Source organism: Actinoplanes sp. TFC3 (genome assembly GCF_001553785.1).
Classification (GTDB): Bacteria; Actinomycetota; Actinomycetes; order Mycobacteriales; family Micromonosporaceae; genus Actinoplanes.
The window spans coordinates 3,620,273-3,645,564 of sequence record NZ_LOJP01000001.1 but is presented as its reverse complement, the minus strand read 5'-3'; the positions used below and the strand labels follow the sequence as shown (position 1 = coordinate 3,645,564).

Sequence of the window (25,292 nt, the reverse complement as noted above, 5' to 3'; positions counted from 1 at the left end):
CGGCGTGTCCTGTGGTTCGGTACGGCCAGGGGGTCGCAGAGTTTGTCGGCGCCCACCGGCGGCAGTTGAGGGTTTCTGCTCCCCGGCTGCAACGCAGAAGTGACCGGGCAGCGCCGGGGGCGCCCGGCAGCTAGGGTCGGCCGCGTGCGCCCGGCAAGGGCATCGTCATCGTCCGCGACCGGGAGCCGATGATCGTGCAGCAGATCCGCAACGAACCGGACAAGGGCTGGGACGGCATCCTGGCCACGCGGGGACAGCAGTCGACCCTGACGCTCTCGCACAGCAACGCCGAGCACGACGGCTTCAGGGATGCACTCGGCTGGGGCGAGGTATGCCCCGGCAGCCCGAGCGCCTGATCGGCGGCAGCGCCCGTTGGTGACCACCGACCTGGTCGAGTACATCAAGCGGTTCGAGGCCGGCGGCTATCCGTGGTCACGGTGCTGGAGTCGCGCAGGCTCGAGGCGGCCGCGGGGATGATCCGGCGGCAGCTTTCCGGCATGGGGCTTGTCGAGGAGGTACGGACCAGCGCCATCGAATACACCATGAGCGACGTCGGCTACTCGTGCGCCAAGTGGCTGCGGTCGCTCGACGATGACGCCGGCCGTACCCGTTGAGCAGCTAGCGCTTCTCGCAGGCGATGCCGTCCTTGTCGCGGTCCAGCTTGCTCTTGTTCGCGTTGTAGAGCGCCGTGTCGACCTTGAACGTCGTGACCGGCTTCGACGAGCCGGACACCTTGTCCTTGGCGCCCTTGCGGCCCACGCCGTGCTTGTACTTCTTGTTCAGCTCGGTGCAGTTCTTGAACTTCTTGGGAGCAGCCTCGGCGGGGCCGGCGACCACACCGAAGCCGCCCCCGGCCAGAAGGCCGGCGAGGACGACGCTGGCGAGCTTGCGAGTCATGAAGAACCCTTCGAACGGCGAAGCGGGCCGCAGGTGTCGGCCCGCACCCGTACCTGACGGACAGCAGATCAGGTACGCGGGGGCGCGGTGCTGTCCCGTACCACTAATTCCGTCGACAGCTCGACACGCGGCGCCTCGATCTCCGCTCCCTGGGCCAGCCGCAGCGCCGTTCGCGCCGCCAGCCCGCCCATCTCGGCCAGCGGCTGCCGGACCGTGGTCAGCGGCGGCGACGCCCACCGGGCCTCCGGCAGATCGTCGAAGCCGACCACGCTCAGGTCGTCCGGTACCCGCAACCCCTTGTGCCGCGCGGCTTCATAGACACCTAGAGCCATCGTGTCGCTGGAGGCGAACACCGCGGTGGGTGGCGTCTCCAGCTCCAGCAGCGACATGCCGCCGGTGTAACCCGATTCGTACATGAAGTCGCCCTCGCGGATCAGCGCCGGATCCGATGATTCCAGGCCGGCGCGGTAGCCGTCGAGGCGGGCGCGGCTGCACAGCAGTTGCTTGGGTCCTGCGATGAAGCCGATGCGGCGGTGGCCCAGCGAGGTCAGGTGCTGGGTTGCCGACAGGCCGCCTGCCCAGTTGGTGGCGCCGATGGTGGGGATGTCCAGGGGGGCGCCGCCGGCCGGGTCGACCACCACGACCGGGATGTTGAGGCGCTGCAGTTCGGCGTACACCGGGGTGGTCAGGTCCGAGGTTACGAAGATGACGCCGTCGGACTGGCGGGCGTACAGGTTCTGCAGCCATTGCCGGGTCGCAGCCGAGCGGCGGTGCACGGCGGAGACGACGGTGCCGACGCCGGCGGCGTGCATGACGTCCTCGACGCCGCGGATCAGCTCGACCGCCCAGGGGCTGTCCAGGTCGTTGAAGACCAGGTCGACCAGGGCGGCCCGGCCGGGCCGCTGGCGTGACGCCCGGCGGCGGTATCCGTGCTGTTTGAGCAGCTTCTCGACCAGTTCGCGGGTCTGCGGGGCCACGTCGGCGCGGCCGTTGAGCACGCGGGAGACGGTGGGGACGGAGACACCGGCCTCACTTGCGATCGCGGCGATGGTCACGCGGGCCACGGGCTGCTCCTCGGGCGGCGTCGTAACTTTCGGAGGTTGATGCCGGAAGTATTTCACAGCTTCTGCGGGCAAACGTGAAACCTATTAGCATCTGCCGTACGTCATCGACCTTCGTCATTGTCCGGAGGTGCTCTTGTCCCCCCACCGCCTCATCGCCTGTCTTGCCACCGCCACCCTCACCTTGATGCCCGCCCCAGCGCAAGCCGCCCCGCAAGCGAGCAGTTACCGCGTCGGAGTCGGGATCGGGGACATGACCGGGGAGCCCGCGGAGGTCGGCATGCTCGGTTACGCCGATCCTGCTCAGACCACATCCGGCCTCGCATCCCGCCAGTGGGCGCGAGCCTTCGTGGTCGCCGATGCCACCGATCACCGAGTCGCCTTCGTCAGCACCGAGGCCGACTTCGTCACCCAGGCCGTACAAGTGGAGGTCCTCAAACGGCTCAAGGCCAAGCACGGCACCGCGTACACGGATCAGAATCTGACGTTGACCGCGACCCACACGCATTCCGGGCCCGGCGGATTCGACGAGTACACCCTCTACAACCTGACCACGCTCGGTTTCGAGGCGCCGGTTTTCGAGGCAATGGTGTCGGGCATTGTGCGCGCGGTCGACGCCGCCGATGCCAACCTCAAACCCGGCAAGGTCAAATTCGCCGAGGGTACGCTCACGGGTGCCAATGTGAACCGGTCGCTCGCGGCGTTCACCAACAACCCAGCCGCCGACAGAGCCAGGTTCCCGAACGCGGTGGACACCCGGATGAGCGTGCTGCGTTTCGAGCAGAACGGCACCCCGGTCGGCATGCTCGACTTCTTCGCCACCCACGGCACCTCGATGACCCCGTCCAACCATCTGATCAGTGCCGACAACAAGGGGTACGCGAGCCACGCCATCGAATCCGGCGTGCACCACGTCACGTGGGCGGATCGGGGTGACTTCGTCGCCGCTTTCGCGCAGACCAATGCCGGGGACATGTCGCCGAACCTGCGGGACGGTGGTGCCAAGGGACCGACCGGCAACGAGTTCGAGAACACCCGCATCATCGGTCAGTTGCAGGCCGGCAAGGCGCAGGAATTGTTTGCGAACGCCACCGAGGAACTGAGCGGGCCGATCGACGCACGCGGCCGGTACGTCGACTTCTCCAACGTTCAGGTGGCCGGCGCGTACACGCCGGACGGCCAGCCGCACCGCACCTGCCCGGGCGCGCTGGGCCAGAACTTCACCGCCGGCGCCGAGGACGGTCCCGGCCCGCCGATCGTCGACGAGGGGGACCTCAACACCAACCCGTTGCTGCTGGTCGCGGGCATCGTGGTGAACCCGACCCCCGCCTGGGTGCGCGCGTGCCAGGCACCCAAGGACGTCTTCCTCGGCACCGGCAGCCAGAACCCGCCCTGGACCCCGCAGATCATGCCGTTGCAGATCCTGCGCATCGGCCAATTGGCGCTGACGACCGCCCCGGGCGAGTTCACCATCGTCAGCGGGCAACGCGTGCGTGACGCCGTGAACGCGCAACTGAACGGCGTCGCCACCCACCAGATCCTGGCCGGATACGCCAACGCGTACGCAGGCTATGTCGCCACCCCCGAGGAATACGACCTGCAGCACTACGAGGGCGCGGCAACACATTTCGGCCGCTACACCCAATCGGCGTACGCGCAGGAGTTGGCGAAACTCGCTGCCGCCTTGCGCGACGGCCAGCCCACGCCGAGCACCGCCCAGCCGCCCGCCTTGCCGCAGAACCGGATCAGCGTGCGACCCGGCGTTGTCCTGGACACCCCGCCGCTGGGCAAGCAGTTCGGCAGCGTCATCACCCAGCCCGCCGCCACCTATTCCCGCGGCGCCGAGGTGCAGGTCGATTTCGTCACCGGGCACCCCAACAACAACCTGCGCAACGAAGGCACGTTCCTCGAGGTGCAACGCCAGACCGGAACCACGTGGAGCACGGTTTCCACGGATTCGGAATGGCAGACGATCTACCGCTGGAAGCGTGAATACCTGGGCGTGTCGACCGCGCAGGTCACGTGGAGCATTCCGCGCACCGCCGAGCCCGGAACGTACCGGATCATCCACCATGGCGATGCGAAGAGCCTGACCGGATCGATAACCCCCTTCACCGGTACGAGCAGAGCCTTCCAAGTCACCCCGTGACCCAAACAGCGCCGGCCCGTTGGAACCGGGTGTGCGCAGAGATCGAGTTCGCCTGAAGTCCCCCGTCCGCCGGGCGGTCATCCTCTCCGTGGTGACCGCCCTGCTCGGCGCCGGGGGAGTGGCCCTGGCCGGGGTCATGTCCGGCACCCCGGCCCCGGCGCCGTCGTTCAACGGCCCGGTGTTCGCCGTCGCCCACGCCGGTGACACGGTGTACGTGGGTGGCTCGTTCACCGGCGCGGTGATCAGCGGCAAGACGGTGACGCGCTCGCGGCTGGCGGCGTTCGACGCCCGCACCGGCAAGCTGCTCGACTGGAATCCCGGCGCCGACGCAACCGTGCGCGCGCTGGCCACCGACGGCGGCACGGTCTACGCCGCCGGGGACTTCGGCAAGGTCGCCGACCTGTCGCGCGACGCGATCGCGGCCATCGACGCCACCACCGGCGTGGCCGGTCCGCTCAAGCACGCCGTGCTGGGCCGGCCCAACGCGCTCGCGGTGGGTAACGGCCGGCTCTACGTCGGCGGCCGGATCACCTCGGTGGACAACGCACCCCGCGCGAACCTCGCCGCGTTCAGCACCAGCACCGGCGCCCTGGACAACTGGGCACCCACGACCGACGACACCGTCAACGCGCTCGCCGTGCGGGGGAGCCGGGTCTACCTCGGTGGTGGTTTCCACAAGACCAACGGGGTCAGCTCGACGCTGCGGCTGACGGCGGTCGATGGTGCTTCGGGCGTACTGTACAGGGACTTCTTGCCCAAGCCGGTGTCGCAGGTGTTCGCGCTCTCGACGGACGCCGACGGGGTCCATGCCGCCCTCGGCGGGCAGGGCGGACGGGCCGTGGCCTACACGTTCGCCGGTCAGGCGCGTTGGACCCGGGTGTTCGACGGTGACGCCCAGGCGATCGCCACCATCGACGGCATCACCTACGTCGGCGGTCACTTCGACAAGGCCTGCACCACCACGAACAACGGCGCGAAGGGTACGTGCACCGACGGCTCGGTCCCGCGGGTCAAACTCGCCGCCGTGGACCAGACCGGCAACCTGACCGGCTGGGCGCCGCAGGCCAACGGCGTGGCCGGGGTGCGGGCCATGGACGGCAACCTGGACTCCGGCCTGCTCAGCGTCGGCGGCGACTTCACCACCATCGGTGACACCACTCAGAAGCGCTACGCAGCGTTCGGTACCATCGTCACCGAGAGCGCGCTGCCGCCCGCACCGCCGTCACCGGTCGTGGCCTCCTACAACTTCGACTCCACGGTCGCCGACGCCAGCTACGACGACGGCTCGGGCAACGGCAACACGCTGCGGGTATCCGGGGTCAACAACGGCACGCTCAAGCCGGTCCCGCACGGGCGCGGCCAGGCCGTCTCCTTCCCGCCCAAGTGCAGAGGCGCCGACTGCCCGCGCGTGGTGTTGCAGGCCAAGGACAGCCCCGCGCTCAACCCGGGCAGCCGGGTCCTGCGTTTCGGTGCGTCGGTGCTGCTGTCCCCGGCCGAGACGTCGTCGGGCGAGAACATCCTGCAGAAGGGCTACTCCACCGCCGGCGGGCAGTACAAGCTGCAGGCCGACGGGGTGTCCGGCAAGCCGAGCTGCGTGTTCAGCGACAAGGACGCCACCAAGATCTACGTGGCCAAGGCCGGCGCGTCCATCTCCGACGGCTCCTGGCACACGGTTGAGTGCCGCCGCGCCGGTGCCACGGTCACCATCCTGGTCGACGGCAGGACCGAGGGCAGCACCACCATCCCGGCCGGCCTGTCGGTGATCACCACCCAGCCGCTGAGCCTGGGCGGCAAGGGCACCAGCGAGAACAACGACCAGTTCCACGGCAGCCTCGACGACGCCTGGGTGAGCATCTCCTAGTGTGCGGCCTCGATTCCGAGCCCGCCAAGGGCGGGTACGAGCCGGGCTCAGCCTGGACGGCCCGATGCTGTCGCAGCCGCCGGCCACCGTGTACGGCGACACCCAGTGGCTGATGCCGCAACTGGCCCGGATCGCCGGGATGGGTGAGGACTGGCTGCACGACTGGATCGGCGACTTCAACCCGGCCCGGGCGGTACGGATCCAGCAGGCGTATCCGCTCGCCTTCTTCGACCTGCACCTGCGCGGGCAGCGGCAGCGGTTGCTCGAAGGCCCGAGCGCGGCGTTCCGGGAGGTGGAGTTCGTCTCCTGAGCCGGTTCAGCGCCGCGCGGATCGGGTGGCGTGCAGGGCGGCCAGCAGGTGCAGGCGGTCCGCGTCGGGGCTGCCCGGTTCGGTGGTGAAGACCAGCATGACCGGACCCGGGTTGCCCGGCAGCGGATAGGTGTCCCAGTCCAGGCTGATGTCGCCGACCTCGGGGACGCGGAAGGTTTTGGTGCCGGTGACCGAGGTGCGCACGTCGTGGCGGGACCACAAGCGGCGAAACTCGGGGCTGCGGATGCTCAGCTCGCCGACGATCGCGGTGGCGCGGGGATGGGTGGGGTCGGTGGCTACCGCGGCGCGCAGCATGCCGATGTAGTCCAGGGCCTGCTGCTCCCAGCCGGGGCAGGTGCGCTCGGCGGTGCGGGTGTCGTCGAACAGCAGCAGGAGCATGTTGAGCCGCTGCGGCGGGTAGCCGGTCGGGTCACCGAGCAGTGCCTCGGTCAGCGGGTTCCAGGCGAGCAGGTCGAGGTGCCGGCCGAGCACCAGCGCCGGGGTGTCCAGGACCTGCAGCAGCCGGTGCGTGCCGGCGGGCACCTGCTCCGCGCCCCGGTCGGGCCGCTGCGGCAGGGGCCGGCGGGCGGCGTGGGCCAGGGCGAACAGGTGGCGGCGTTCGTCGCCGTCCAGGTCGAGCGCCCCGGCGATGGCATCGAGGACGTCGTCGGACGGGCGTACCTCCCGGCCTTGTTCCATCCGCTGGTAGTAGTCGGTGCTCAGCCCGGCCAGCAGAGCAAGTTCCTCACGCCGCAGCCCGGTGACCTTGCGCCGGCCGCCGGGCTCGAGACCCACGTCCTGCGGGCGCAGGCGGTTGCGGCGGGCGCGCAGGAAATCGCCGAGCTCGCGGGCGTACGGATGAATCATGTTCCTAGTCTGCCGCCTGCCGGGAGCGGCAAGGTAGGTCCGGCAAACCTAGGCAACCGGGTACGACGGAACCGGTGCCCGGCGATCCTAACGTGCTCGGCATGACTGCATGGACCACCGATTGCATTCCCCGCCAAACCGGGCGGACCGCCGTGGTAACCGGCGCGAACTCCGGGCTTGGCCTGGTCACCGCCACCGAGCTGGCCCGCCACGGCGCGCATGTCGTGCTCGCGGTGCGCAACGTCGCCGCGGGGGAGCAGGCCGCTCGCCGGATCGCGGGCAGCGTCGAGGTACGCCGGCTCGATCTGGCCTCGCTCGACGACGTCCGCCGTTTCGCCGCCGGGCTGCCCCGCGTCGACCTGCTGGTGAACAACGCCGGCGTGGTGCTGCTCGGCCCGCGCCGCACCTCCGTGGACGGCTTCGAGCTGCAGTTCGCCACCAACCTGCTTGGCCATTTCGCGCTGACCGGCCTGCTGCTCAGCAGGCTCGCGGCCGGGCGCGAACCGCGGGTGGTCAACCTCAGTTCGATCACCCACAAGAACGCGCATCTGGACTTCGGCGATCTGATGTCCGAGCGCAGCTATCGGGCGCCTGCCGCGTACGGCCGGTCCAAGCTGGCCACCACGGTCTTCGGCCTCGAACTCGACCGCCGGCTGCGTGCGGCCGGGTCGCCGATCGTCAGCACGCTGGCCCACCCCGGTTTGACCCGCACCAACCTGACCCCGCGGGCCTGGGAGCACCGGGCCCGCCTGGGCCGGATGATCGCGCGGATCGGGTTGATCGCGACGCAGCCGGTGGAGCAGGGCGCGCTGCCGCAGTTGCGCGCCGCGACCGACCCTGAGGTGCGAGGTGGTCAGTTCTTCGGGCCGGCCGGGCTGTGGGAGACCGGGGGGCGGGTGACTGAGGCACGACTCAGCCGGGAAGCCGCCGACCCGGCTGTCGGGCAGCGGCTCTGGGCAGCGGCCGAGGAGCTGACCGGCGTCAGCTACCTCCCGGTGCCGGCCGCCGACCGGCCCTCATGACAGCTGCCCGAACAGCGCACCGGGGTGGGAGAACGCCTCGGCGCGGTGGTGGCGCACCTTGTCGAGCAGGATCTGGGCGGCGGCCAGCCGGATGCGCACGGCCCGAAGCTGTCAGCGGGGCATGACAATTCAACGGCGCCGGGGCAGCCAGAGCCCGATCAGCGCCCCGGCCGCGATGATCAGCGCGCCGGCGATCACCGCGGGGCGGAGGCCGTCCACGAACGACTGCGGGCTGGTGTAGCCGCCGTTGGAGGTGAAGATCGAGGCGAGCGCGGCCACGCCCACGGCCACGCCGAGCTCGCGGATCGTGTTGTTGGCTCCGGACGCGACACCGCGTTGTTGTTCGCTGACGCTGGCCAAAGCCATGGTGCTGATCGGCGCGAAGGTCAGACCCATGCCGATGCCGGCCAGCGCGAACGCCACGACCAGGTCGCCGTAGCTTGCCGTGGCGGTGGTGGCCAGCCCGATCCAGAGCACGCCGGCGGCCAGCGAGACCTGGCCGGCCACGATCAGGGTGCGCAGCCCGATCCGGTCGGCGAAGATGCCGGCCAGCGGGGCGATGATCATGGGGGCGGCGGTCCAGGGCAGCGTTCGTACCCCGGCTTCCAGGGGGCTCAGACCCTGCACCACCTGGAAGAACTGGGCCAGCAGGAAGACCGAGCCGAAAGCCCCGGCCGAGAACGTCAGCGTGACCAGGCTGACCAGGCTGAAGCCCCGCGAGCGGAACAGCGTCAGCGGCAGCATCGGGGTGGTGTTGCGCTGCTGCCAGGCCAGGAACGCGATGAGCAGGCCGCCGCCGGCGATGAGCATGCCCAGCACCCGTGCCGAGGTCCAGCCGTGGCCGGGTCCGTCGACGATGCCCCAGACCAGCAGCAGCATGCCCGCGGCGGCCAGCACCAGGCCGAGCGGGTCGAGCTTGCGGGCACCGCCGCGCGATTCGCTGAGGATCGTCACCGCGAGCACCACGGCGACCACGCCCACCGGCACGTTGAGCCAGAAGATGAACGACCAGTGCAAACCTTCGACGACCGCGCCGCCCACCACCGGTCCTACCGCGACCCCCAGCCCGCTGATGCCACCCCAGATGCCCACCGCGGCGCTCCGGAGGCGGTCGGGCACGGCTTGCGCCAGCAGCGTCAAGGACAAGGGCGCAACGGCTGCACCACCGAGACCTTGTACGGCCCGGGCGGCGGTGAGCATCCACGGCTCGGTGGCCAGCGCCGCCGCAGCCGAGGCGAGCGTGAAGACGATGAGCCCCCCGATGTACAGCCGGCGCCGCCCGAGCCGGTCACCCAGGGCGGCGGCGGTGAGCAGGAAGGCGGCGAAGGGCAGCGTGTACGCGTTCACGAACCATTGCAGGTCGGTGAGCGAAGCCCCCAGTTCGGACTTGATGACCGGCAACGCCGTGGTCACCACGAGGTTGTCCAGGGTGACCATGAAAGTCGGGATGCCGACTGCCGCGATGACCGCGGCGAGGGGGCGGGGTGTGCGGGTCTTCGGCGCCGCCGGGGCTGGTGGGGTGGCGAGCGTGGTCATGGTGGGAACTCCGGTCCGGGTTGGTTGTTATTCGCTGATAACCAGGAATGTAGTTATCGACTGATAACTTGTCAACCGATCCGTGGCGAACCGGTGCCTGATGAGTTTTGGCGGCCGGAGCCGTCATACCTGCGACGGCATCGCCAAGGCGGAAGGATGAGCGATGAGCACGGATCTGTGGCTGAGGGAGCTGGGCGTGGATGACGGGGGTACGTCCGGCGAGCCGGCGTTCACCGGGCTGGCCGAACGGCACCGGCGGGAGCTGCACGTGCACTGCTACCGGATACTCGGATCGTTCGAGGATGCCGAGGACGCCGTTCAGGAGACGTTCCTGCGGGCCTGGCGGCGCCGGGAGACCTTCGCGGGCCGATCGAGCATGCGGGCCTGGCTGTACCGGATCGCCACCAACACCTGCCTGGACCTGCTCGCCAAGCGCCGCCCCGAACCCGCGAGCGGTGGGGAAGTGCGGTGGCTGCAGCCCTACCCCGACCGGCTGCTCGACGAGGTACCGGCGGGTGCCGCGGACGAGCCGGAAGCTGTAGCGGTTGCGCGCGAGACGATCGAGCTGGCGTACCTGGTCGCCGTGCAGCACCTGGCACCGCGCTCGCGGGCCGTGCTGATCCTGCGCGACGTGCTCGGCTGGCCCGCCAAGGACGTCGCGGACCTGCTCGGGGACTCCGTCAACTCGGTGAACAGTGCCTTGCAGCGCGCCCGCGCCGGCATGCGCGACCATCTGCCCGCCGAACGCCAGGAGTGGGCCGGTGACAACGGCGACGCCGCAACCCGTGAGCTGGTACGCCGCTACACCGAGGCGAGCGTGGCCACCGACGTCGACAGCCTGGCCACGCTGCTGCGCGACGACGTCCGCTTCGCCATGCCCCCCACTCCCGGGCTGACCGTGGGCCGTGACGCTGTGGTGAGCAACTGGCTCGAGGACGGCTTCGAGAGCATGAGCCGGATGCGCGCCGTGCTCACCTCGGCGAACCGGCAGCCCGCCGTCGCCTTCTACCTGTGGAATGAGCCGGAGGGCGCCTACCTGCCGCTCACCGTCGACGTGCTGCGCATCAGCGGCGGAACGATCACCGAAATCGTCACCTTCTCCGACGAGCGGTTCGCACAGTTCGACCTGCCCGCCCGCCTGCCGGCCGGTACCCATGAGTGAGACCGGAGTTGTCAACGAACCGGCATCGGGCCGCGCCCGGCCCCCCTGTGGCAGGCTCGCCGTCGCCGGTTTGATCGCCACGCTGGTGGCGATGGTGGCCACCACCGGGGCTGCGGCGCTGGCCAAGGCCGCCGGGGCCGGCTTCGGGATCCCCGACGGTGCCGAGTCGATCCCGCTGCCCGGCTTCGCCGTGGTGACCGGCTTCTGCTGCCTTGCGGGCACGGCCATCGCTCTCGCCCTGCTGCGCTGGAGCGATCGCCCGGCCCAGCGCTTTGTGGGGACGGCGGTGCCGCTGACCGTGCTGTCGCTGATCCCGCCCTTGCTCAGCGGCGGAAACGCGGTCACGATTGTGGCGTTGGTGGGCCTGCACCTCGTCTCGGCGGCGGTGATGATCCCTGCCCTGGCCCGCAACCTGCGTACCCGCAGCACCTGAGGAGACCCGAGGGCACCGCGCGGTCGGGTGTTCGGCCGGCTCGACCATGTGGTGTGCAAAGCCGGATGCGACAACCTCAAGCCTTTATGTCATTGACTGATAAACTGCGGGGATGGCTAGGACTCGTCTCACCGCTGAGGAGCGGCAGGAGCAGCTGGTTCAGGCGGCGGTTACGGTGTTCAGCGCGGGCGGGTATGCCGGTGCCACCACCGATCAGGTCGCGCGGCTGGCCGGGGTTTCCCAGCCGTACGTGATCCGGCTGTTCGGGACCAAGCAGGAGCTGTTCCTGACCGCGGTGCGGCACGCGGCGGATCGCATCGAGGAATACTTCGAGCGCGCCGCTCAGGAAGCTCCCACTTTGGAGTCGCTGGGGCGCGCTTACCAGGAGCTGCTGGCCGAGCGCGAGTTGATCACCTGCTTGTTGCACGGGTTCGCGGCGGCTTCGGACCCGGCGATCGGGCCGGTGGTGCGCGAGTGCTTCGGCCGGATCTACCAGAGTGTCCGGCGGCTCACCGGGGTGCCGGTCGAGGAGGCACGGGCCTTCATCTCGTACGGGATGATGCTGACCGTGCTCGGCGCGATGCGCGTTGCCGGACCCGACGCCGTGGCCCAGGAGCCCTGGATGCGTGAGCTGCTGGCCCATGACGAAGAAAAACCTGCCTAGATGTTGTGCTGCAGGTACGCGGGCGCCCGGTAACCCAGCATCGCCTCGGTCATGCGCACGGCCTCCACCGCGGCGCGCACGTCGTGGACCCGGACGATCCGCGCGCCGCGCAGGATCCAGAAGACCACCGCGGCCAGGGTGCCGCTCAGGCGCTCGCGTTGCGGGGCGTCGAGCACCTCGCCGATGAAGTCCTTGTTGCTCACCGCGGCCAGCAACGGGTAGCCGAGGCCGGCGATGTCGGGCAGGCGCCGGCTCAGTTCCAGGGTGTGCCCGGTGTTCTTGTTCAGGTCCGGGCCGGGATCGATGATGAGCTGCTCCGGGCGTACCCCATGATCCAGCGCCACCTGCACCCGGGCCCGCAGGAAGTCACCCACCTCGGCCACGACGTCGCCGTACCGCGGGCTGGGATGCAGGGTCCGCGGGGCCGCCAAGCTGTGCGTGATCACCAGGGCGGCATCCGTGCCGGCCACCGCGTCGGCCATGGCCACATCGCGCAGACCGCTCGTGTCGTTGATGACCCCGGCCCCGGCTTTGATCACCTCCCGGGCCACCTCGGGCCGGTAGGTGTCCACGGAGACCACCGTGAGGCCCTGCGCCGCCTGCACCACCGGCAGCACGCGGTCGAGTTCCTCCTCGATCGACACCGGCGGGCCCGGGGCGAACGGCACCCCGCCGATGTCGATCCAATCGGCGCCCGCAGCGGCCGCGGCCTGCACCGCCTCGGTGGCCTTGCCCAACGCGAACGTGCGGCCCCGATCGTGAAAAGAGTCGGGGGTCCGGTTGACGATCGCCATCACCGCAACGCGCCGGGAGAAGTCGTACGATCGCCCGCCGATGATCCGGTGGGCGTCGATCAGCGGCGGTTCGTAGTGGCTCACGCGGCGAGACTACCCGGGCCCTGAGGTGCGGTATTGGGGGCTTCCCGACATTGATCGCCGCGCAATAGGGTGCAAGGCGTGACGGAGACGGGACTCGCAGTTGCCGATGTACGGGACCCGGTGCGCTACCTCTGGTGGCTCGTGCGCTGCCAGAAGCGGCGGGTCGCGGCGGGGGCGGTGATCGGGTCCGCGTGGATGGCCGGGCTCACGCTGTCACCGTACCTTTTGTCGCAAGCGGTTGATCGTGGCCTGCAGCACCGCGACCTTCCCGTGCTCGCGGTCTGGGTGGGTCTGCTCTTCGTCGCCGGCGGTCTCAACGCGACGCTGGCCACCCTGCGGCACCGCACAATGACCCGGATCCGGCTCGACGGCGCCTTCCGGACCCTGCGGGCCGTACTCGCCCACGCCTCCCGGCTCGGATCGGCGATGCCGCGGCGGCTGGGAGCCGGAGAAGTAGTCACCATCGGGGTAGCCGATGTGTGGGTGCTGGCCCAGGCGCTGACCGTCACCGGGCCGGGACTGGGCGCGCTGCTGGCGTACGGCATCGTCGCTGTTCTCCTCATGGAGATCTCCCCGCTGCTGGCCGTTGTGGTCCTGGCCGGAGTGCCCGTCCTGGGTCTCGCCGTGGGGCCGATGCTGCGCAGTTTGCAGCACGCTGGTTCGCGCTACCGCGAACGTCAGGGTGCGCTCGCGGACCGGCTGGTCGATGTGGTCGGCGGGCTGAAGGTTCTCAACGGCCTCGGCGGCAAGGACACGTTCGCGTTGCGCTACCGCCACGAGTCGCAGCAGGTGGCCCGCGACGGCTACCGGGTCGGGGCGGTGACCAGCTGGATTCAGGCGCTCGGGGCCGGGCTGCCGGCGATGTTCCTGGCCGCGGTGATCTGGCTGGCTGCCCGGATGGCCGCGCAGGGCACGATCACCGCCGGGGAACTCGTCGCGGTCTGGGGATACTCGGCGATGCTGGTGGTGCCGGTCGCGTTCCTCATCGAGGGCGGCTTCGACATCGGGCATGCGCTGGTGGCGGGGCGCCGCATCCTCACGTTCCTGCGGCTGCCGGTGGACATTGCTTCCAGCATCGAGCCTTGCGGGTACGAAGCGCTGCACGACCCGGCCTCCGGGGTGCACGTGGTGCCCGGCTCGTTCACCGCGGTCGCCGCGGCCAGCACGGCCGACGCGGCGGCGGTGGTCGACCGGCTCGGCGGGTACGGGCCCACCGACGCGCTCTGGGGCGACAGCCGGGTCGACTCGCTGGCCGTGCGCGAGCGCATCCTGGTCGCCGAGCCCGAGGCGTACCTGTTCGGCGGCACGCTCGCCGACGTCGTGGCCGGCCGGCACGCCCCCGACGCGGCGGCGGTGCAGCGGGCGTTGCACGTGGCCGCCGCCGATGACCTGGCCGACGGGTTGCCCTCGCCGATCGCCGACGGGGGCCGCAACCTCTCCGGCGGGCAACGCCAGCGGATCCGGCTGGCCCGCGCGGTGTTCGCCGACCCGGACGTGCTGCTGGCCGTGGACCCGACGTCTGCGGTGGACGCGCACACCGAGGCGGCGATCGCGGAACGGTTGCCGGCGGCGCGCTCCGGTCGTACCACGGTGATCACCACGACGTCGCCGGCCCTGCTGGAACGCGCCGACATCGTGCACTTCCTGGTGGGCGGGCGGGTGCTGGCCACCGGGCACCACCACGGGCTGCTCGGCACCGAACCCGGCTACCGCGACCTGGTGCACCGGGGTTCGGCGGCGGCTGCCCCGCAGGAGGATGCGGCTTCCAGGGCCGGCTGGTGACCCCGCTGCCGATAGCCGGGCGAGCCCGGGTGCGCCGCGCAGCCCTGGGCCTGCTTCGCGCCGACCGCGGTGCGGTGGTGGCGATGGTGCTGCTCAACGCGGTGGCCGCGATCGCCGGGCTGGCCGGGCCGTGGCTGCTCGGGACCATCGTCGACGCGGTGGCGGCCGGGCAGGCCACGGTGCACACCGTTGACCGGCTCGCGCTGGCCCTCGGGTTGTGCACGCTGGCGCAGCTGGTGCTGGCCCGCACCGCGCTGATGGTGGGCTACCGCTTCGGGGAGCGCACTGCGGCCCGGGTCCGCGAGAGCTTCCTGGACCGGGTGCTGGCGCTACCGCCCGTGCTGGCCGAGCGGGTGCCGGCCGGTGATCTGGCGGCCCGCGGCACGGCCGACGTCAATGCGGTTGCCACCACGCTGCGTGATGCGGTTCCCGAGGTGCTGATCGCCGCCTGCCAGGCCGTGTTCGTGCTGGTCGCGGTGTTTCTGGTGGACCCGCGTCTCGGTGTGATCGGGGTGGCCGGGCTGTCCGGGATCACCGTGGCCACCCGCTGGTACCTGCGCCGGGCGCGGCGGGCCTATCTCGACGAGGGGGCGGCCGGTTCCGCGCTCGCCGATCAGCTGACGGCGGCGGTGGCGGGTGCTCGTACCGTGGAGGCCCTGGGGTTGCAGGAACGCCGCGCGGCCGTGGACCGTGACGTGCTCTCCTGCGCCTGGCGCACCCGCCTGCGGACCTTGTTCCTGCGCAGTGTGTTCTACCCGTCGGTCGACGTGTCCTATGTAGTGCCGGTGGCCGGCGTGCTGCTGGCCGGGGGAGCGCTGCACAGCCACAACCAGATCACGCTGGGCGACGTAGCGGCGGCCGCGCTTTATCTGCGCCAGCTTGCGGTGCCGCTCGACGCCATTCTCATCTGGCTGGAACAGCTGCAGGCCAGCGGCGCCTCGTTCGCCCGCCTTGAAGGCCTGACCGCCCTGCCCGCCGCGTCCCGCGCCACCTTCGTGCCCGCCCCGGCCGGCGACCGGATCGAGGTGCGCGACGTTCGCTACAGCTACGACGGCGGGCGCGACGTGCTGCGGGGCGTTGATCTGACGGTACGACCAGGAGAGCGCTTGGCCCTGGTGGGCCCCTCCGGCGCGGGCAAATCCACGCTGGGCCGGCTGCTCGCCGGAGTTGACCGGCCGCGCTCGGGGACGGTGACCGCTGGGGGAGTACCGGTTGCCTCGCTGCCCGCGGATGTGCTGCGCCGTCAGGTTGTGCTGGTCACCCAGGAACATCACATCTTCCGCGACACCCTGCGCATCAACCTGACCCTTGCCACCTCTTCTGCCTCTTCCTCCTGTTCCGCCTTTTCCGATGACCTGCTGTGGTCGGCGCTGGCTGTGGTCGGGGCTACCTGGGCGGTGGATCTGCCGCACGGACTGGACACGCCGCTCGGTGACCGGGGCCTTGACGGTGCGCAGGCCCAGCAGGTGGCCCTGGCCCGGGTGGTGCTGGCCGACCCGCACACCGTGGTGCTGGACGAGGCCACGGCCCTGCTCGACCCGGCCAAGGCCCGGGCGGCGGAGCAGGCGCTGGCGGCGGTGCTGCACTCCCGCACGGTGATCGCCATCGCGCACCGGCTGCAAACCGCGCACGACGCCGACCGGGTGGCGGTGATGGAGGCCGGGCGGGTGGTGGAGCTGGGAACGCACAACGAGTTGGTCGCGGCTGGCGGGGCCTATGCGGCTTTGTGGCGGACATGGCATGGGTAGGCAGGGTGTTCGCGCCGCCTCGTCGTGACAAGAAGACGCATCCCGGCCGGACTGTCGCAGCGCAGCACCCTGGCCCGCCTCGCGCTGGGAGTGCGATTCGATGCCGGAGAAATCACCGGGTGGCGGACCACGGCGTCGCTTCAGGCGGCGACCACCGGGTGGCGGACCACGGCGTCGAAGAGGTAGCCGAGTTCGTTGTAGGCCGCCACGTCGGGCTGGGTGTTGCCACGCACGTCGGTGGCCCGGGCCAGCAGCTCGTGCGCACCCGCCGCCGGCAGCCAATCCAGCTCCCAGCGCTGCCAGGCCGCTCCCTCGCCGGCGCCCACCGGCCTCGCCCGGCGCCAGCGGGTGCCGCCGTCCGTACTGACCTCGACGTGCTTGATGGCCCCGCTCGCCGACCAGGACCGGCCCGTCAGACGCACCCGCCGGCCCGCCGGGAGCTGAGCATTGCGGTCCAGCTCGAACGCGCTTTTGATGACCTGCCGGTTGAACGGCCGGCCATCGACGGGGTAGCCGGGCCCGAACAGGCGGTAGAACTGCGTGTTCCAGGGCGAGAACAGCGGCTCGTCGGCGACCTCGATGCGGCCCAGCCACTTGATCGAGGAGATGCCGATCCAGTACGGCACGATCAGGCGAGCGGGGGCGCCATGGTCCGGGGGCAGGGGAGAACCGTTCATCTCGTACGCGACCAGCACGTCGGTCAGCGCCTTGAGCAGCGGCAACGGGCGTCGTACCGGGCCGAGGTCCACCCCGCCGGTCACGTAGTGCGGGTCGAGGCCGCTGGGCATCAGATCGACGGCGTTGCGGCCGAGCCCGGCGTGGTGCAGCAGGGTGGACAGGCGCACCCCGCGCCAGCGGGCCACTCCGATCGCGCCGAGCTGCCAGGCGGTGCCCGACACGGTTTGGCCCTGCTGGGAGGTGAAGAAGCTGCGGCCGTTGCCCGCGCACTCCACCGCGGTGGTCATGGTCACCGAGGGAAAACGGCGCAGCTCGTCGTACGAGTAGAAGACCGGTCCTCGCCGTAGCCCGGCGCCGGTGAGCTCGAGGCGCCAGGTGTCGCGGTCGATGATCGGGGTGGACGTGTGATTGCGGACGAAGAAGCGGTCGACCGGCACGAGATGGCCCTGCCCGGCCATCGCTGACCAGCGCATCTCCGCATTGGAGCCGAACACGGTGAACAGCTCCGGCGGCAGCGGCTTGACGATCGGCCCGGCCGCTTGCACTGGGCTTGCCGGCGGGGCGCTCGCCTGCCCTGCCGCCTGCTTGATGATCGGTGGCGTGGAGCTTGCTTGCGCGGCGGGGCCCGCGACACCCGCCGCGGCGGTGAGTTTGAGCAGGTCACGGCGCGAGAAGCCGCGGGCCGATCCGGCAAGCCAGTCGTGCAGGCGGCCCAGGTCGTAGCCGAATTCGTCCATCGCCCTCGCTCCTGTGTGTACCGTCGGTGATCTGGAAGCATAGTAAACCCATCAATGGAATGGGAAAACCGGGCAACCTCACTGGATTCCCCGGTACACGCGATCTATGCAGGGAAAATTGGCCTGTTTGCAGTCGCGGAAAGAGGTATGCGCGGCTCGGTGAGGGGGTAGTGAACCTGCGCAACGCCAACGGACGAACGATCATGGAGGTAGCCATGAGTGACCCGTACACGGGCACACGTGCACCGGACGGCACCCCGGGCTACGGCGAGGTGCCGGTCGAACCCGCCGTGGAGACCTACCCGGCTCAGACTTACACCACAGAGGCCTACCCGGTGGAGACCTATTCCACGGGCATTACGACCACCGGCGACTCGAGTTCCGCGCAGGGCGCCAAGGAGCAGGCAAAGCAGGCCGCGGGCGAGAGTGCCCACGCTGCCGGCCAGGCCGCCAGCGAGGTCAAGGACACCGCCAAGGAGCAGGTGCAGCGCGTCGCCGGCGAGGCGAAGCAGCAGGCCCGCAGCGTGGTTTCCGACGTGCGCGACCGGGTGAGCACCGAGGCCAAGTCGCAGAGCGACCGGCTCTCCGGCAGCATCCGCGAGGTCGCCGGCCAGCTCGACGAGATGCGCGGCGACCGGCAGGGCTCGCCGGCCGCGACGGTCGTCTCGCGGGTCGCCGACGGTGGGCGTCAGCTCGCCGACTACCTGGACCAGAACGGCCCGGAAGGCGTGCTGCGCGAGGTCCAGGACTTCGCCCGCCGTCGCCCCGGGGCCTTCCTTGCGACCGCGCTGGCCGCCGGGTTCGTGGTCGGCCGCCTCGGCAAAGGTGTGCTGAAGGCTGACGACACCACGTCGTCCTCGGTCAAGCCCTCGACCGACTCGTACACGAGCGGCACCGGCACGACCACCGCCACCACTACCACCACGCAGACCGCCTACACCGAGCCGGTGTACACGGACCCGGCAGTGGGCTACACCGCCACCGGCACCGAGTACGCCTCGACCGGCACCGGCACCCCCGTCGTCGTGGAAGAGGACTACCCGGGCGGCCTGCGATGACGGCGCCCTATGCCGGTCAGGACCGCACCGAAGAGGTCGAGCAGACCTCCGTCGGTGAGATGATCGGCAACATCAGCAACGACCTGTCGCAGTTGTTCCGCCAGGAGGTGGAACTCGCCAAGGCCGAACTCAAGCAGGAGGCCGGCAAGGCGGGCAAGGCGGCCGGGATGCTCGGCGGTGCGGCGTTCGCCGGCTACCTCACCGTCATTCTGCTCAGCTTCGCGCTCGTGGCCGCCCTGGCCAACGTCATGGACTGGGGCTGGGCCGCGCTCATCGTCGCGGTGATCTGGGGGATCGTCGGTGCGGTCCTCTACGCCAACGGCCGCAAGAAGCTCAAGACCGTGGACCCCATGCCCCGGCGCACCGTAGACACGCTCAAGGAGGACGCGCAATGGCTGAAGAACCCGACCGGCTGAGGCAGGACATCGAGAACACGCGCGCCTCGCTGACGCGTGACGTCGACCTGCTGGCGGAAAAGACCAGCCCCAAGCAGGTCGCGCGCCGGCGCTGGAGTTCGGTGAAGGAGAAAGTCATGGGCAGCACGGAGCAGGCCCGGCACGCCACGTCCGACACCGCCCACTCGGCGGCCGGCACGGTGCAGGACAAGGCCTCGCAGCTTGGTTCGCAGATCGGTGACAAGGCCTCCGACCTGGGCAGCACGGTCCAGGAGAAGGCGCACGACGCGGCTGAGGCCGTCAAGGGCGCGCCGGCGGCGGTCACCCAGCAGACGCAAGGCAATCCGCTCGCGGCGGGCATCATCGCCTTCGGCATCGGCATGCTCACCGCCACGCTGCTTCCGGTCACCGAGGCCGAGAAGCGCGCCGGCGAGCAGATCAAGGAACGCAGCGGCGACCTGACCGAGAAGGCCAAGGAAATCGCCAACGAGGTCAAGGATGACCTGTCGGGCACCGTTCAGGAGGCTGCCAGCAACCTGAAGGAGACCGCTCAGGACGCCGCACAGCAGACCAAGCAGCAGGCGCAGTCCTCGGCACAGGACGCCAAGGAGCAGAGCAAGCAGGCGGTCAGCAACGCCCGCTCCTGACGTACGGCATTCTCAACGCCGGGCCCGCTCTCCCGCAGAGCGGCCCGGCGTTTGCTGTACCCCTGCCGGGGAACCCCATCGCCATGACCTTGAAGTTCGGATACAAGCTGGCCGCCGAGGGTTTCGGCCCCAAGGAACTCATCGAGCAGGCGGTAGCCGCGGAGCGCGCCGGGTTCGACTTCGTCGAGATCAGCGACCATTATCATCCGTGGCTCGACGTGCAGGGCCACTCTCCGTTCGCGTGGACCGTCCTGGGTGCCATCGCCGCCAAGACCAGCACCATTGGCCTGGCCACCGGTGTCACCTGCCCCACGGTGCGCTACCACCCGGCGATCATCGCCCAGGCCGCGGCCACCCTCGCGATCACCTCTGACAACCGCTTCACCCTGGGCATCGGCGCGGGCGAGCGCCTCAACGAACACGTCGTCGGCCAAGGCTTCCCCAGCGTGCGCGGCCGGCACGAGCGACTGCGTGAGGCGCTGGAGATCATCAAGCTGCTGTGGCAGGGCGGCTACCAGTCGTACGAGGGCAAGCACCTGCAGCTCGAAGATGCCCGCGTCTTCGACCTGCCGGACCAGCTCCCCGTCATCGCCGTAGCCGCCGGTGGCAAGAACGCCGCCGCCATGGCCGCCGAACTGGCCGACGGACTGTTCGCCACGGAGCCCCGAGCCGACCTGGTAGAAAGCTACCGGGCAGCGGGCGGCACCGGCCCCCGCTACGCCGAGGTACCCATGGCCTGGGCGCCGACGGCCGAAGCGGGCATCAAGGAGGCGTACAAGACCACCCGCTGGGCCCTGACCGGCTGGAAGGTCATGAGCGAACTCCCCAACCCGGCCAACTTCGAAGCCGCCTCCCAGACCGTACGCGAGGAGGACGTTGCCGAGAAGTTCGCCCACGGCCCCGATCCCGAGGCGTACGTGGAGGCCGTGAAGCCGTACCTGGAAGCGGGCTTCGACCACATCGTGCTGCAGAATGCGGGACCGGATCCGGAAGGCTTCATCGACTTCTTCCAGAAGGATCTTGCGGATAAGTTGCGGGCGCTCTGATTTCTGCAGTGTCGTTCTGGTTGCCGCGGTCACCGCATCTTTGTCGGGCGTCGTGTTGCGTGCCGGCTGAGATCGCCGGGGCCGGCTCGGTCTTACGGGGTGAAGGTGGCGCTGTCGCCCTGATCGCTGGCTGAGGTGGGGCGGCCGCTGCGTCCTTCTGGTGGAGATTGGCGATGCCCGTTGCCCGCTGTCCGACTGGCCGACGTTGGGCGGACCGCTTCCTCTTGGTGGGCGCGGGGTGCGTACTCATTCTGCTGCCTGACGAGTGCCCCGCCGCTCCACATTGCTGACCTGTGGTTACCCCTTTCCCGCAAGGGGTTGGCCGGCTGAAGGCCCAAGACATCCCCGATCCGTCTCACCCTCATCCCGATGTGGCTTCCTGAACTGCGGCTCTACCACGCCAAAAGCCTGAGCCGCCACCCCTCCAGCGGCGAAATGCCCCTTTCGCAGATGACGCGATCCGGCCGATCTCAATGCCGGCCCAGTCGTACACCTGTGCCAATGTGGGCGGCATGGTGATGATCGTGGAGCGCTTGAGCAAGGACGTGGCGGAACTCGCCGGCGTCGCGCTCTGGCCCCTGTCCGATGCCGAGGTTGTGCAGTCGTTGACGGCGTTGCACCGGGCCGGGCAGGCGCTGCTGGCTGTGCAGCTGCAGCTGATCCACCAGGCCGAGATCCGGGGCCTGCCGGCTGAACAGCGTTTCCGGACAATGACATCCTATTTGCGTACGGTGCTGTCGATGGACCCGTCGCCGGCCCGCGAGCTGGCTGAACAGTCCCGGCTGCTCGACAGCCGGCCGGATGTGGCACAGGCGGTCGTCGACGGGCACGCCGACATCCGGCAGGCGGCGGTGATCGCGTCGGCGGTCGAGCAGATCCCCGAAACCATCGCCGCTGTCGACGGCACCCTGTCGTCGCGGGAGATCGCGGACAAGGCCGAACGGATGCTGATCGGCATGGCCGGCGACTTCCCGGCGTACCAACTGCGCCAGCTCGGGCAGCGCATCCTCGACCACGTCGCCCCCGAGATCGCCGAGCGTGCCGAGGAAGTCGCACTTCAGCAGCGCGAAGCCCGCACCCGCAACCAGCGCGGTTTCACCCTGTCCTCACCCGTCGACGGCCTGGTTCGTCTCAGTGGTGCACTCAGCGCCGAGGACGCCATGATCATCAACACGGCCCTGCAACCCCTGTGCTGTCCCGCCAAGGGCGACGACCGCACGGTGGCGCAGCTACGCGCCGACGCCCTGGTTGAGGTGTGCCGCCTCGCGATGCGCACCGGTGACCTGCCGGTGCACGGTGGCGAGCCGCCCCAGCTGGCCGTCACCACAGCCTTCGACACCCTGGCCGGGCAGATGCGAGCCGGCACGCTGGACAGCGGAGAACGGATTTCGGCCGAAACAGTACGCCGGCTGGCCTGCGACGCCCGCATCCTGCCCCTCGTACTGGGCAGCGCCGGCCAGATTCTCAACGCCGGCCGCCGCCAGCGCGCAGCATCCGGACCCTTGCGCCAAGCCGTCCTGGTACGCGACGGCGGATGCGCCTTCCCCGGTTGTGACCGCCCGCGGCGCTGGGCAGATCTCCATCACGTCATCCACTGGTCAAGAGGAGGCACCACCGACGCACTCAACCTCGTCGCGCTCTGCGGCTTTCACCACCGTGTCATCCACGACCCGAGCTCGGGTTGGCGGGTCCGAATGGGAGCGGACCAAATCCCCGACTTCTTCGCCCCGCCCTGGCTGGATCCCGAGCAGAAACCCCAACGAAACAGACTCCGCTCCAGCGCTTAAGAACCGCTGGCCCGCCTTCTTCAAGCCAGGGCAGTGCTCAACAATTCTTTGGCTCCGCGGCTAAGTTCGTCTTCATCGCCGGGTACGCGATGCAGCGCCCGGTGCTTGCCGCTACGTTGCGACCGGCCGGGATCGCGGTGTCCTCCAACCCACCTGTGGGTCCGAGCCGGGCTACCACTCACGCGGAGCGCTTCTCAAATACAGCGCAGCGTCTCGTCTCGAAGCGTCTTGGCTCGCTCCCGAAAGTCGCGCGTGCAGCGTCTCGCCCGTGTGGCGGTGCAGCGTCTCGCCCGTGTGGCGGTGCAGCGTCTCGCCCGTGTGGCGGTGCAGCGTCTCGCCCGTGTGATGGTGCAGCGTCTCGCCAGTTTCGGCGGTGCAGCGTTTCGCCCGTGTCGCGGTACAGGTTTCGCCTGCTTTGCGGTGGCGGTTTCGCCAGTCTCGCGGTGCAGCGTTTCGCTCGCTTCGCGGAGCAGGGCCTTGGCCTCTCGCGGCCCGCTTCTCGCTGCCCAGCGTTTCGCGCGCGGCGTTTTGTGGCGCTTCACCTTGCGGCGCCTCGATGCCGACCTGCTGATCCGATCCCTGACCTGCGCGCCGGCTCAGCCACGCCGTACCCGGAATCGTTGTTACCTGACTTGGTTGCCGCAGTCCCGGCAGGCCTCCTGCCTCGGCCTCCTGCCTCGGCCGGCGCACTGATCTTGGACCGTGGATGATCGGCTTCTTCGGCGGTTGCGGACTGAGCACGCCCGGGCGCTGCATCTGTGATGCCCATCCGTGCCGCGCGGTTGGTTTTGTTCGCGAGTTTGGGGTTCTGTCCCACCAAGTGTGGAGGTGCCGCACAGCCGACTAGGCCAGGGCATACTGCTGATCATGGGGATCAGCGTGCGAGTCGTTGAGTACTCCGGAAAGCTCGTCTCGGAGATTGCTGGCGAGTGTGACGTGAAGGCCATCTGTCAGGCTGCGTCATCAAATCCGGCTCAATACCCGCTCTTGGCCGGGGTGGACGCGTACGACGATACGACGTTCAACCCGCGTCAGACGGCCATGCTGATCGCCGAGTTGGAGAGACTGACGGCCACCGTGGATTTCTTGCATTTGAGCGACAGCATCGCGCCGCTGATCACTTTGGCCGAGCTGCTCCTGCCAGCTCCGCGTCGACCACACCATAGGCGACTGGTCTTCAGCGGGGACTAACAAGCAGGCAGTGATCGCCTGCGACTCCTTCTGGCGGTAGTCACGGTCAAGGTGTCAGCAGCACTCGTTTCCGGAGCAGGTCGAAGCCGGCTCGACCGTACATCTGCCGCTTCAGCATCTTGATCCGGTTGACGTTGTCTTCCACCGGTCCCGAACTATGCGGCAGGGTGAGGCCAGCGGTGACAGCGTCCAAGTCGCTGGTCAAGCCGCTGGCAAAGCTGGTGATGCCGGGCAATCCCGCCTGTTGGGCCGCGGCGATCCATTCGCCGAGCCGGTCGCCATGCAGGCTTGTCAGCATGTGGGCGAACGAGCGCACCAGGTCGGCGGCGGTGGCCAGTTCCGGGCACCGTTGGAGGATGGCTCGAAGCCGGTCGGCGTCACGCTCGACAAGATGATCAGGATGGCGACAGATCCATCCGGTCACCTCGCGGACCGACGGAGGCTTGGCGATCTTGCTGAGGTCTGGGCGGGTGCGGTGCTGCTCGACGAAGGCACGGACGATGCCGTACTTGCCGCTGAAGCCCTGCGCGGTGATCTCGCGGTGCAGGCTGGCGGCCTTGAGGCGACCCTCGGCAATGCGCCGCAGCAGGTGCGGCTTAAACGGGTCGAGGCTGCTCGGACGTGGCTTGTGCCCGACGACCATCTCTTGCCAGGTAGCGGCACGCGCATATCGGGAAACGGTGTTGTGGCAGTCGCCTGCCGTAGGAGCCGGTTCAGGCGCTCTCGCTCTGCCGAGGGCCCTCACGGCGGGCGGTGAGGAAGGTGACGGTCATGGTCGACCTCACCGCGGGCCGGCGAGGAAGCTGACGCGATCTTGGTCGACCTCGTACGCGAGTATTGGGTAGTTGTCGCCGCCCTCGGCGAGCATTGCCACTCGTTTGTTCAGGGCTTGCCCGAGCCGGCGGAGGAAACCGCAGAACTCGTTCAGCCGGTCCTGTCCCTGCAGTTCGGACAGGTTTACGTCGCCAAGAATGTAGTCGGGTTGACCGGGGCGGAAGGTCACCTCCATGTCGGGCACGGGCCAGACCGGCAGGCATCTCAGCCAGTCATCCGGGTTGCGAGCGAACAGGTCGGCCGCTGCCGGGGGCACTTCGCTGCGGACGTCGCGGTGTTCGTACTCGCATGGCCAGCCGCTTGTTCGGATCAGCGTGAGCATTGCTTGCCAGTGGTCGAGTGTGGTGCCGCAGATGAGCAGGTCGGGTGTGCTGCCGTTCCCGGCCGGGTTGAACCACTCCTTGACGTCGGCCCACTGTAGATCGCGCGTGTCGCCATTCCGTCGGAGAGATCGTTTCCGGTCGCGGCGGCGCTCATGCTGCTGGGGCCGCGATGCCTGGGATGGAGTAACGGCATTCTGCGTTCGTCCCGCGCCATACTCCGCTGGGG

Annotated in this window: 24 protein-coding genes; 16 read left to right on the top strand and 8 right to left on the bottom strand. The window is 69.6% G+C overall.

Annotated elements, in window-relative coordinates; translation table 11 throughout:
• The first annotated feature begins 188 nt into the window (after nt 1-188).
• Complete coding sequence (locus TFC3_RS38030) at nt 189-356, top strand: hypothetical protein (RefSeq protein ID WP_161952605.1); 168 nt, start codon at nt 189-191, stop codon at nt 354-356.
• A gap of 262 nt (nt 357-618) precedes the next feature.
• On the opposite strand, the gene TFC3_RS16405 is transcribed toward TFC3_RS38030, so the two are convergent.
• The gene (locus tag TFC3_RS16405) at nt 619-897 is read right to left on the bottom strand and encodes an excalibur calcium-binding domain-containing protein (protein WP_067500607.1); all 279 of its coding nucleotides are present in this window, start codon (nt 895-897) and stop codon (nt 619-621) included.
• A 68-nt stretch (nt 898-965) separates the two neighbouring features.
• Nucleotides 966-1,961, bottom strand: coding sequence for a LacI family DNA-binding transcriptional regulator (locus tag TFC3_RS16400; RefSeq protein ID WP_067500605.1), 996 nt, complete (start codon nt 1,959-1,961; stop codon nt 966-968).
• Between the two features lie 127 nt (nt 1,962-2,088).
• Here TFC3_RS16400 and TFC3_RS16395 point away from each other — a divergent pair, with 127 nt between their 5' ends.
• From TFC3_RS16395 to TFC3_RS16385, 3 genes are all read left to right on the top strand, one after another.
• On the top strand, nt 2,089-4,107 hold the full coding sequence (locus tag TFC3_RS16395) for a neutral/alkaline ceramidase (RefSeq protein WP_067500603.1): 2,019 nt from the start codon (nt 2,089-2,091) through the stop codon (nt 4,105-4,107).
• Between the two features lie 91 nt (nt 4,108-4,198).
• A complete protein-coding gene (locus TFC3_RS16390; protein WP_236718153.1) occupies nt 4,199-5,968 on the top strand; it encodes a LamG-like jellyroll fold domain-containing protein in 1,770 nt (589 codons plus the stop codon).
• Nucleotide 5,969: 1 nt separating this feature from the next.
• Complete coding sequence (locus tag TFC3_RS16385) at nt 5,970-6,278, top strand: hypothetical protein (protein ID WP_201787173.1); 309 nt, start codon at nt 5,970-5,972, stop codon at nt 6,276-6,278.
• 6 nt (nt 6,279-6,284) lie between these two features.
• On the opposite strand, the gene TFC3_RS16380 is transcribed toward TFC3_RS16385, so the two are convergent.
• On the bottom strand, nt 6,285-7,145 hold the full coding sequence (locus tag TFC3_RS16380; protein ID WP_067500596.1) for a helix-turn-helix transcriptional regulator: 861 nt from the start codon (nt 7,143-7,145) through the stop codon (nt 6,285-6,287).
• A gap of 101 nt (nt 7,146-7,246) precedes the next feature.
• Between TFC3_RS16380 and TFC3_RS16375 the strand changes: the two genes are divergently transcribed.
• Complete coding sequence (locus tag TFC3_RS16375; protein WP_067506854.1) at nt 7,247-8,167, top strand: oxidoreductase; 921 nt, start codon at nt 7,247-7,249, stop codon at nt 8,165-8,167.
• Between the two features lie 129 nt (nt 8,168-8,296).
• On the opposite strand, the gene TFC3_RS16370 is transcribed toward TFC3_RS16375, so the two are convergent.
• Entirely contained in the window at nt 8,297-9,703 is a 1,407-nt protein-coding gene (locus tag TFC3_RS16370) for a DHA2 family efflux MFS transporter permease subunit (protein ID WP_067500594.1), read from the bottom strand.
• Between the two features lie 163 nt (nt 9,704-9,866).
• Between TFC3_RS16370 and TFC3_RS16365 the strand changes: the two genes are divergently transcribed.
• The 3 genes from TFC3_RS16365 to TFC3_RS16355 all read left to right on the top strand — a co-directional run bounded on the left by TFC3_RS16365 (nt 9,867) and on the right by TFC3_RS16355 (nt 11,962).
• Nucleotides 9,867-10,865 carry an RNA polymerase subunit sigma-70 gene (locus TFC3_RS16365; protein WP_067500592.1) on the top strand — a complete coding sequence of 333 codons (999 nt, stop codon included), beginning with the start codon at nt 9,867-9,869 and terminating at the stop codon, nt 10,863-10,865.
• The gene (locus tag TFC3_RS16360) at nt 10,858-11,298 is read left to right on the top strand and encodes a DUF6069 family protein (RefSeq protein WP_067500590.1); all 441 of its coding nucleotides are present in this window, start codon (nt 10,858-10,860) and stop codon (nt 11,296-11,298) included. The genes TFC3_RS16365 and TFC3_RS16360 overlap by 8 nt, the downstream gene beginning before the upstream one ends.
• A gap of 112 nt (nt 11,299-11,410) precedes the next feature.
• Nucleotides 11,411-11,962 carry a TetR/AcrR family transcriptional regulator gene (locus tag TFC3_RS16355; RefSeq protein ID WP_067500588.1) on the top strand — a complete coding sequence of 184 codons (552 nt, stop codon included), beginning with the start codon at nt 11,411-11,413 and terminating at the stop codon, nt 11,960-11,962.
• Here TFC3_RS16355 and folP read toward each other — a convergent pair.
• On the bottom strand, nt 11,959-12,840 hold the full coding sequence (gene folP, locus TFC3_RS16350) for a dihydropteroate synthase (RefSeq protein ID WP_236718152.1): 882 nt from the start codon (nt 12,838-12,840) through the stop codon (nt 11,959-11,961). The two genes, TFC3_RS16355 and folP, sit on opposite strands and share 4 nt — an antisense overlap.
• A 195-nt stretch (nt 12,841-13,035) precedes the next feature.
• On the opposite strand from folP, the gene TFC3_RS16345 reads away from it, so the two are divergent.
• Both TFC3_RS16345 and TFC3_RS16340 read left to right on the top strand, forming a co-directional pair.
• Nucleotides 13,036-14,622: an ABC transporter ATP-binding protein gene (locus TFC3_RS16345; RefSeq protein ID WP_201787253.1), complete on the top strand. Its 1,587-nt coding sequence runs from the start codon at nt 13,036-13,038 to the stop codon at nt 14,620-14,622.
• Entirely contained in the window at nt 14,619-16,370 is a 1,752-nt protein-coding gene (locus TFC3_RS16340) for an ABC transporter ATP-binding protein (protein ID WP_067500586.1), read from the top strand. The genes TFC3_RS16345 and TFC3_RS16340 overlap by 4 nt, the downstream gene beginning before the upstream one ends.
• Nucleotides 16,371-16,510: 140 nt before the next feature.
• On the opposite strand, the gene TFC3_RS16335 is transcribed toward TFC3_RS16340, so the two are convergent.
• Nucleotides 16,511-17,785 (bottom strand): sulfite oxidase, encoded by a 1,275-nt coding sequence (locus TFC3_RS16335; RefSeq protein WP_067500584.1) that lies wholly within the window; start codon nt 17,783-17,785, stop codon nt 16,511-16,513.
• A gap of 215 nt (nt 17,786-18,000) precedes the next feature.
• Here TFC3_RS16335 and TFC3_RS16330 point away from each other — a divergent pair, with 215 nt between their 5' ends.
• From TFC3_RS16330 to TFC3_RS16305, 6 genes are all read left to right on the top strand, one after another.
• On the top strand, nt 18,001-18,843 hold the full coding sequence (locus TFC3_RS16330; RefSeq protein ID WP_067506846.1) for a hypothetical protein: 843 nt from the start codon (nt 18,001-18,003) through the stop codon (nt 18,841-18,843).
• Nucleotides 18,840-19,259 (top strand): phage holin family protein, encoded by a 420-nt coding sequence (locus TFC3_RS16325; protein ID WP_067500582.1) that lies wholly within the window; start codon nt 18,840-18,842, stop codon nt 19,257-19,259. Before TFC3_RS16330 ends, TFC3_RS16325 begins: the two co-directional genes overlap by 4 nt.
• Entirely contained in the window at nt 19,235-19,885 is a 651-nt protein-coding gene (locus TFC3_RS16320; RefSeq protein WP_067500580.1) for a DUF3618 domain-containing protein, read from the top strand. The genes TFC3_RS16325 and TFC3_RS16320 overlap by 25 nt, the downstream gene beginning before the upstream one ends.
• A gap of 89 nt (nt 19,886-19,974) precedes the next feature.
• Nucleotides 19,975-20,931 carry a TIGR03557 family F420-dependent LLM class oxidoreductase gene (locus TFC3_RS16315; protein ID WP_067506843.1) on the top strand — a complete coding sequence of 319 codons (957 nt, stop codon included), beginning with the start codon at nt 19,975-19,977 and terminating at the stop codon, nt 20,929-20,931.
• 512 nt (nt 20,932-21,443) lie between these two features.
• Nucleotides 21,444-22,718, top strand: a complete 1,275-nt coding sequence (locus TFC3_RS16310) for an HNH endonuclease signature motif containing protein (RefSeq protein WP_082772463.1) — start codon at nt 21,444-21,446, stop codon at nt 22,716-22,718.
• A gap of 867 nt (nt 22,719-23,585) precedes the next feature.
• Nucleotides 23,586-23,909, top strand: a complete 324-nt coding sequence (locus TFC3_RS16305; RefSeq protein ID WP_153040257.1) for a hypothetical protein — start codon at nt 23,586-23,588, stop codon at nt 23,907-23,909.
• A gap of 46 nt (nt 23,910-23,955) precedes the next feature.
• Here TFC3_RS16305 and TFC3_RS16300 read toward each other — a convergent pair whose 3' ends face one another.
• Together TFC3_RS16300 and TFC3_RS38025 are read right to left on the bottom strand one after the other, a co-directional pair.
• Nucleotides 23,956-24,552 carry an ISL3 family transposase gene (locus tag TFC3_RS16300; RefSeq protein WP_067500575.1) on the bottom strand — a complete coding sequence of 199 codons (597 nt, stop codon included), beginning with the start codon at nt 24,550-24,552 and terminating at the stop codon, nt 23,956-23,958.
• A gap of 138 nt (nt 24,553-24,690) precedes the next feature.
• On the bottom strand, nt 24,691-25,292 hold a 602-nt coding region (locus TFC3_RS38025), incomplete at its 5' end, for a hypothetical protein (RefSeq protein ID WP_161952604.1).

Excerpts from the sequence above, each read along its gene's own strand:
- TFC3_RS16405 (WP_067500607.1), bottom strand. The coding sequence starts at position 897 with ATGACTCGCAAGCTCGCCAGCGTCGTCCTCGCCGGCCTTCTGGCCGGG.
- TFC3_RS16355 (WP_067500588.1), top strand. The coding sequence starts at position 11,411 with ATGGCTAGGACTCGTCTCACCGCTGAGGAGCGGCAGGAGCAGCTGGTT.
- TFC3_RS38030 (WP_161952605.1), top strand. The coding sequence starts at position 189 with ATGATCGTGCAGCAGATCCGCAACGAACCGGACAAGGGCTGGGACGGC.
- TFC3_RS16370 (WP_067500594.1), bottom strand. The coding sequence starts at position 9,703 with ATGACCACGCTCGCCACCCCACCAGCCCCGGCGGCGCCGAAGACCCGC.
- TFC3_RS16360 (WP_067500590.1), top strand. The coding sequence starts at position 10,858 with ATGAGTGAGACCGGAGTTGTCAACGAACCGGCATCGGGCCGCGCCCGG.
- TFC3_RS16365 (WP_067500592.1), top strand. The coding sequence starts at position 9,867 with ATGAGCACGGATCTGTGGCTGAGGGAGCTGGGCGTGGATGACGGGGGT.
- TFC3_RS16320 (WP_067500580.1), top strand. The coding sequence starts at position 19,235 with ATGGCTGAAGAACCCGACCGGCTGAGGCAGGACATCGAGAACACGCGC.
- TFC3_RS16305 (WP_153040257.1), top strand. The coding sequence starts at position 23,586 with ATGGGGATCAGCGTGCGAGTCGTTGAGTACTCCGGAAAGCTCGTCTCG.
- TFC3_RS16310 (WP_082772463.1), top strand. The coding sequence starts at position 21,444 with ATGGTGATGATCGTGGAGCGCTTGAGCAAGGACGTGGCGGAACTCGCC.
- TFC3_RS16335 (WP_067500584.1), bottom strand. The coding sequence starts at position 17,785 with ATGGACGAATTCGGCTACGACCTGGGCCGCCTGCACGACTGGCTTGCC.
- TFC3_RS16345 (WP_201787253.1), top strand. The coding sequence starts at position 13,036 with ATGGCCGGGCTCACGCTGTCACCGTACCTTTTGTCGCAAGCGGTTGAT.
- TFC3_RS16375 (WP_067506854.1), top strand. The coding sequence starts at position 7,247 with ATGACTGCATGGACCACCGATTGCATTCCCCGCCAAACCGGGCGGACC.
- TFC3_RS16330 (WP_067506846.1), top strand. The coding sequence starts at position 18,001 with ATGAGTGACCCGTACACGGGCACACGTGCACCGGACGGCACCCCGGGC.
- TFC3_RS16325 (WP_067500582.1), top strand. The coding sequence starts at position 18,840 with ATGACGGCGCCCTATGCCGGTCAGGACCGCACCGAAGAGGTCGAGCAG.
- TFC3_RS16380 (WP_067500596.1), bottom strand. The coding sequence starts at position 7,145 with ATGATTCATCCGTACGCCCGCGAGCTCGGCGATTTCCTGCGCGCCCGC.
- TFC3_RS16300 (WP_067500575.1), bottom strand. The coding sequence starts at position 24,552 with ATGGTCGTCGGGCACAAGCCACGTCCGAGCAGCCTCGACCCGTTTAAG.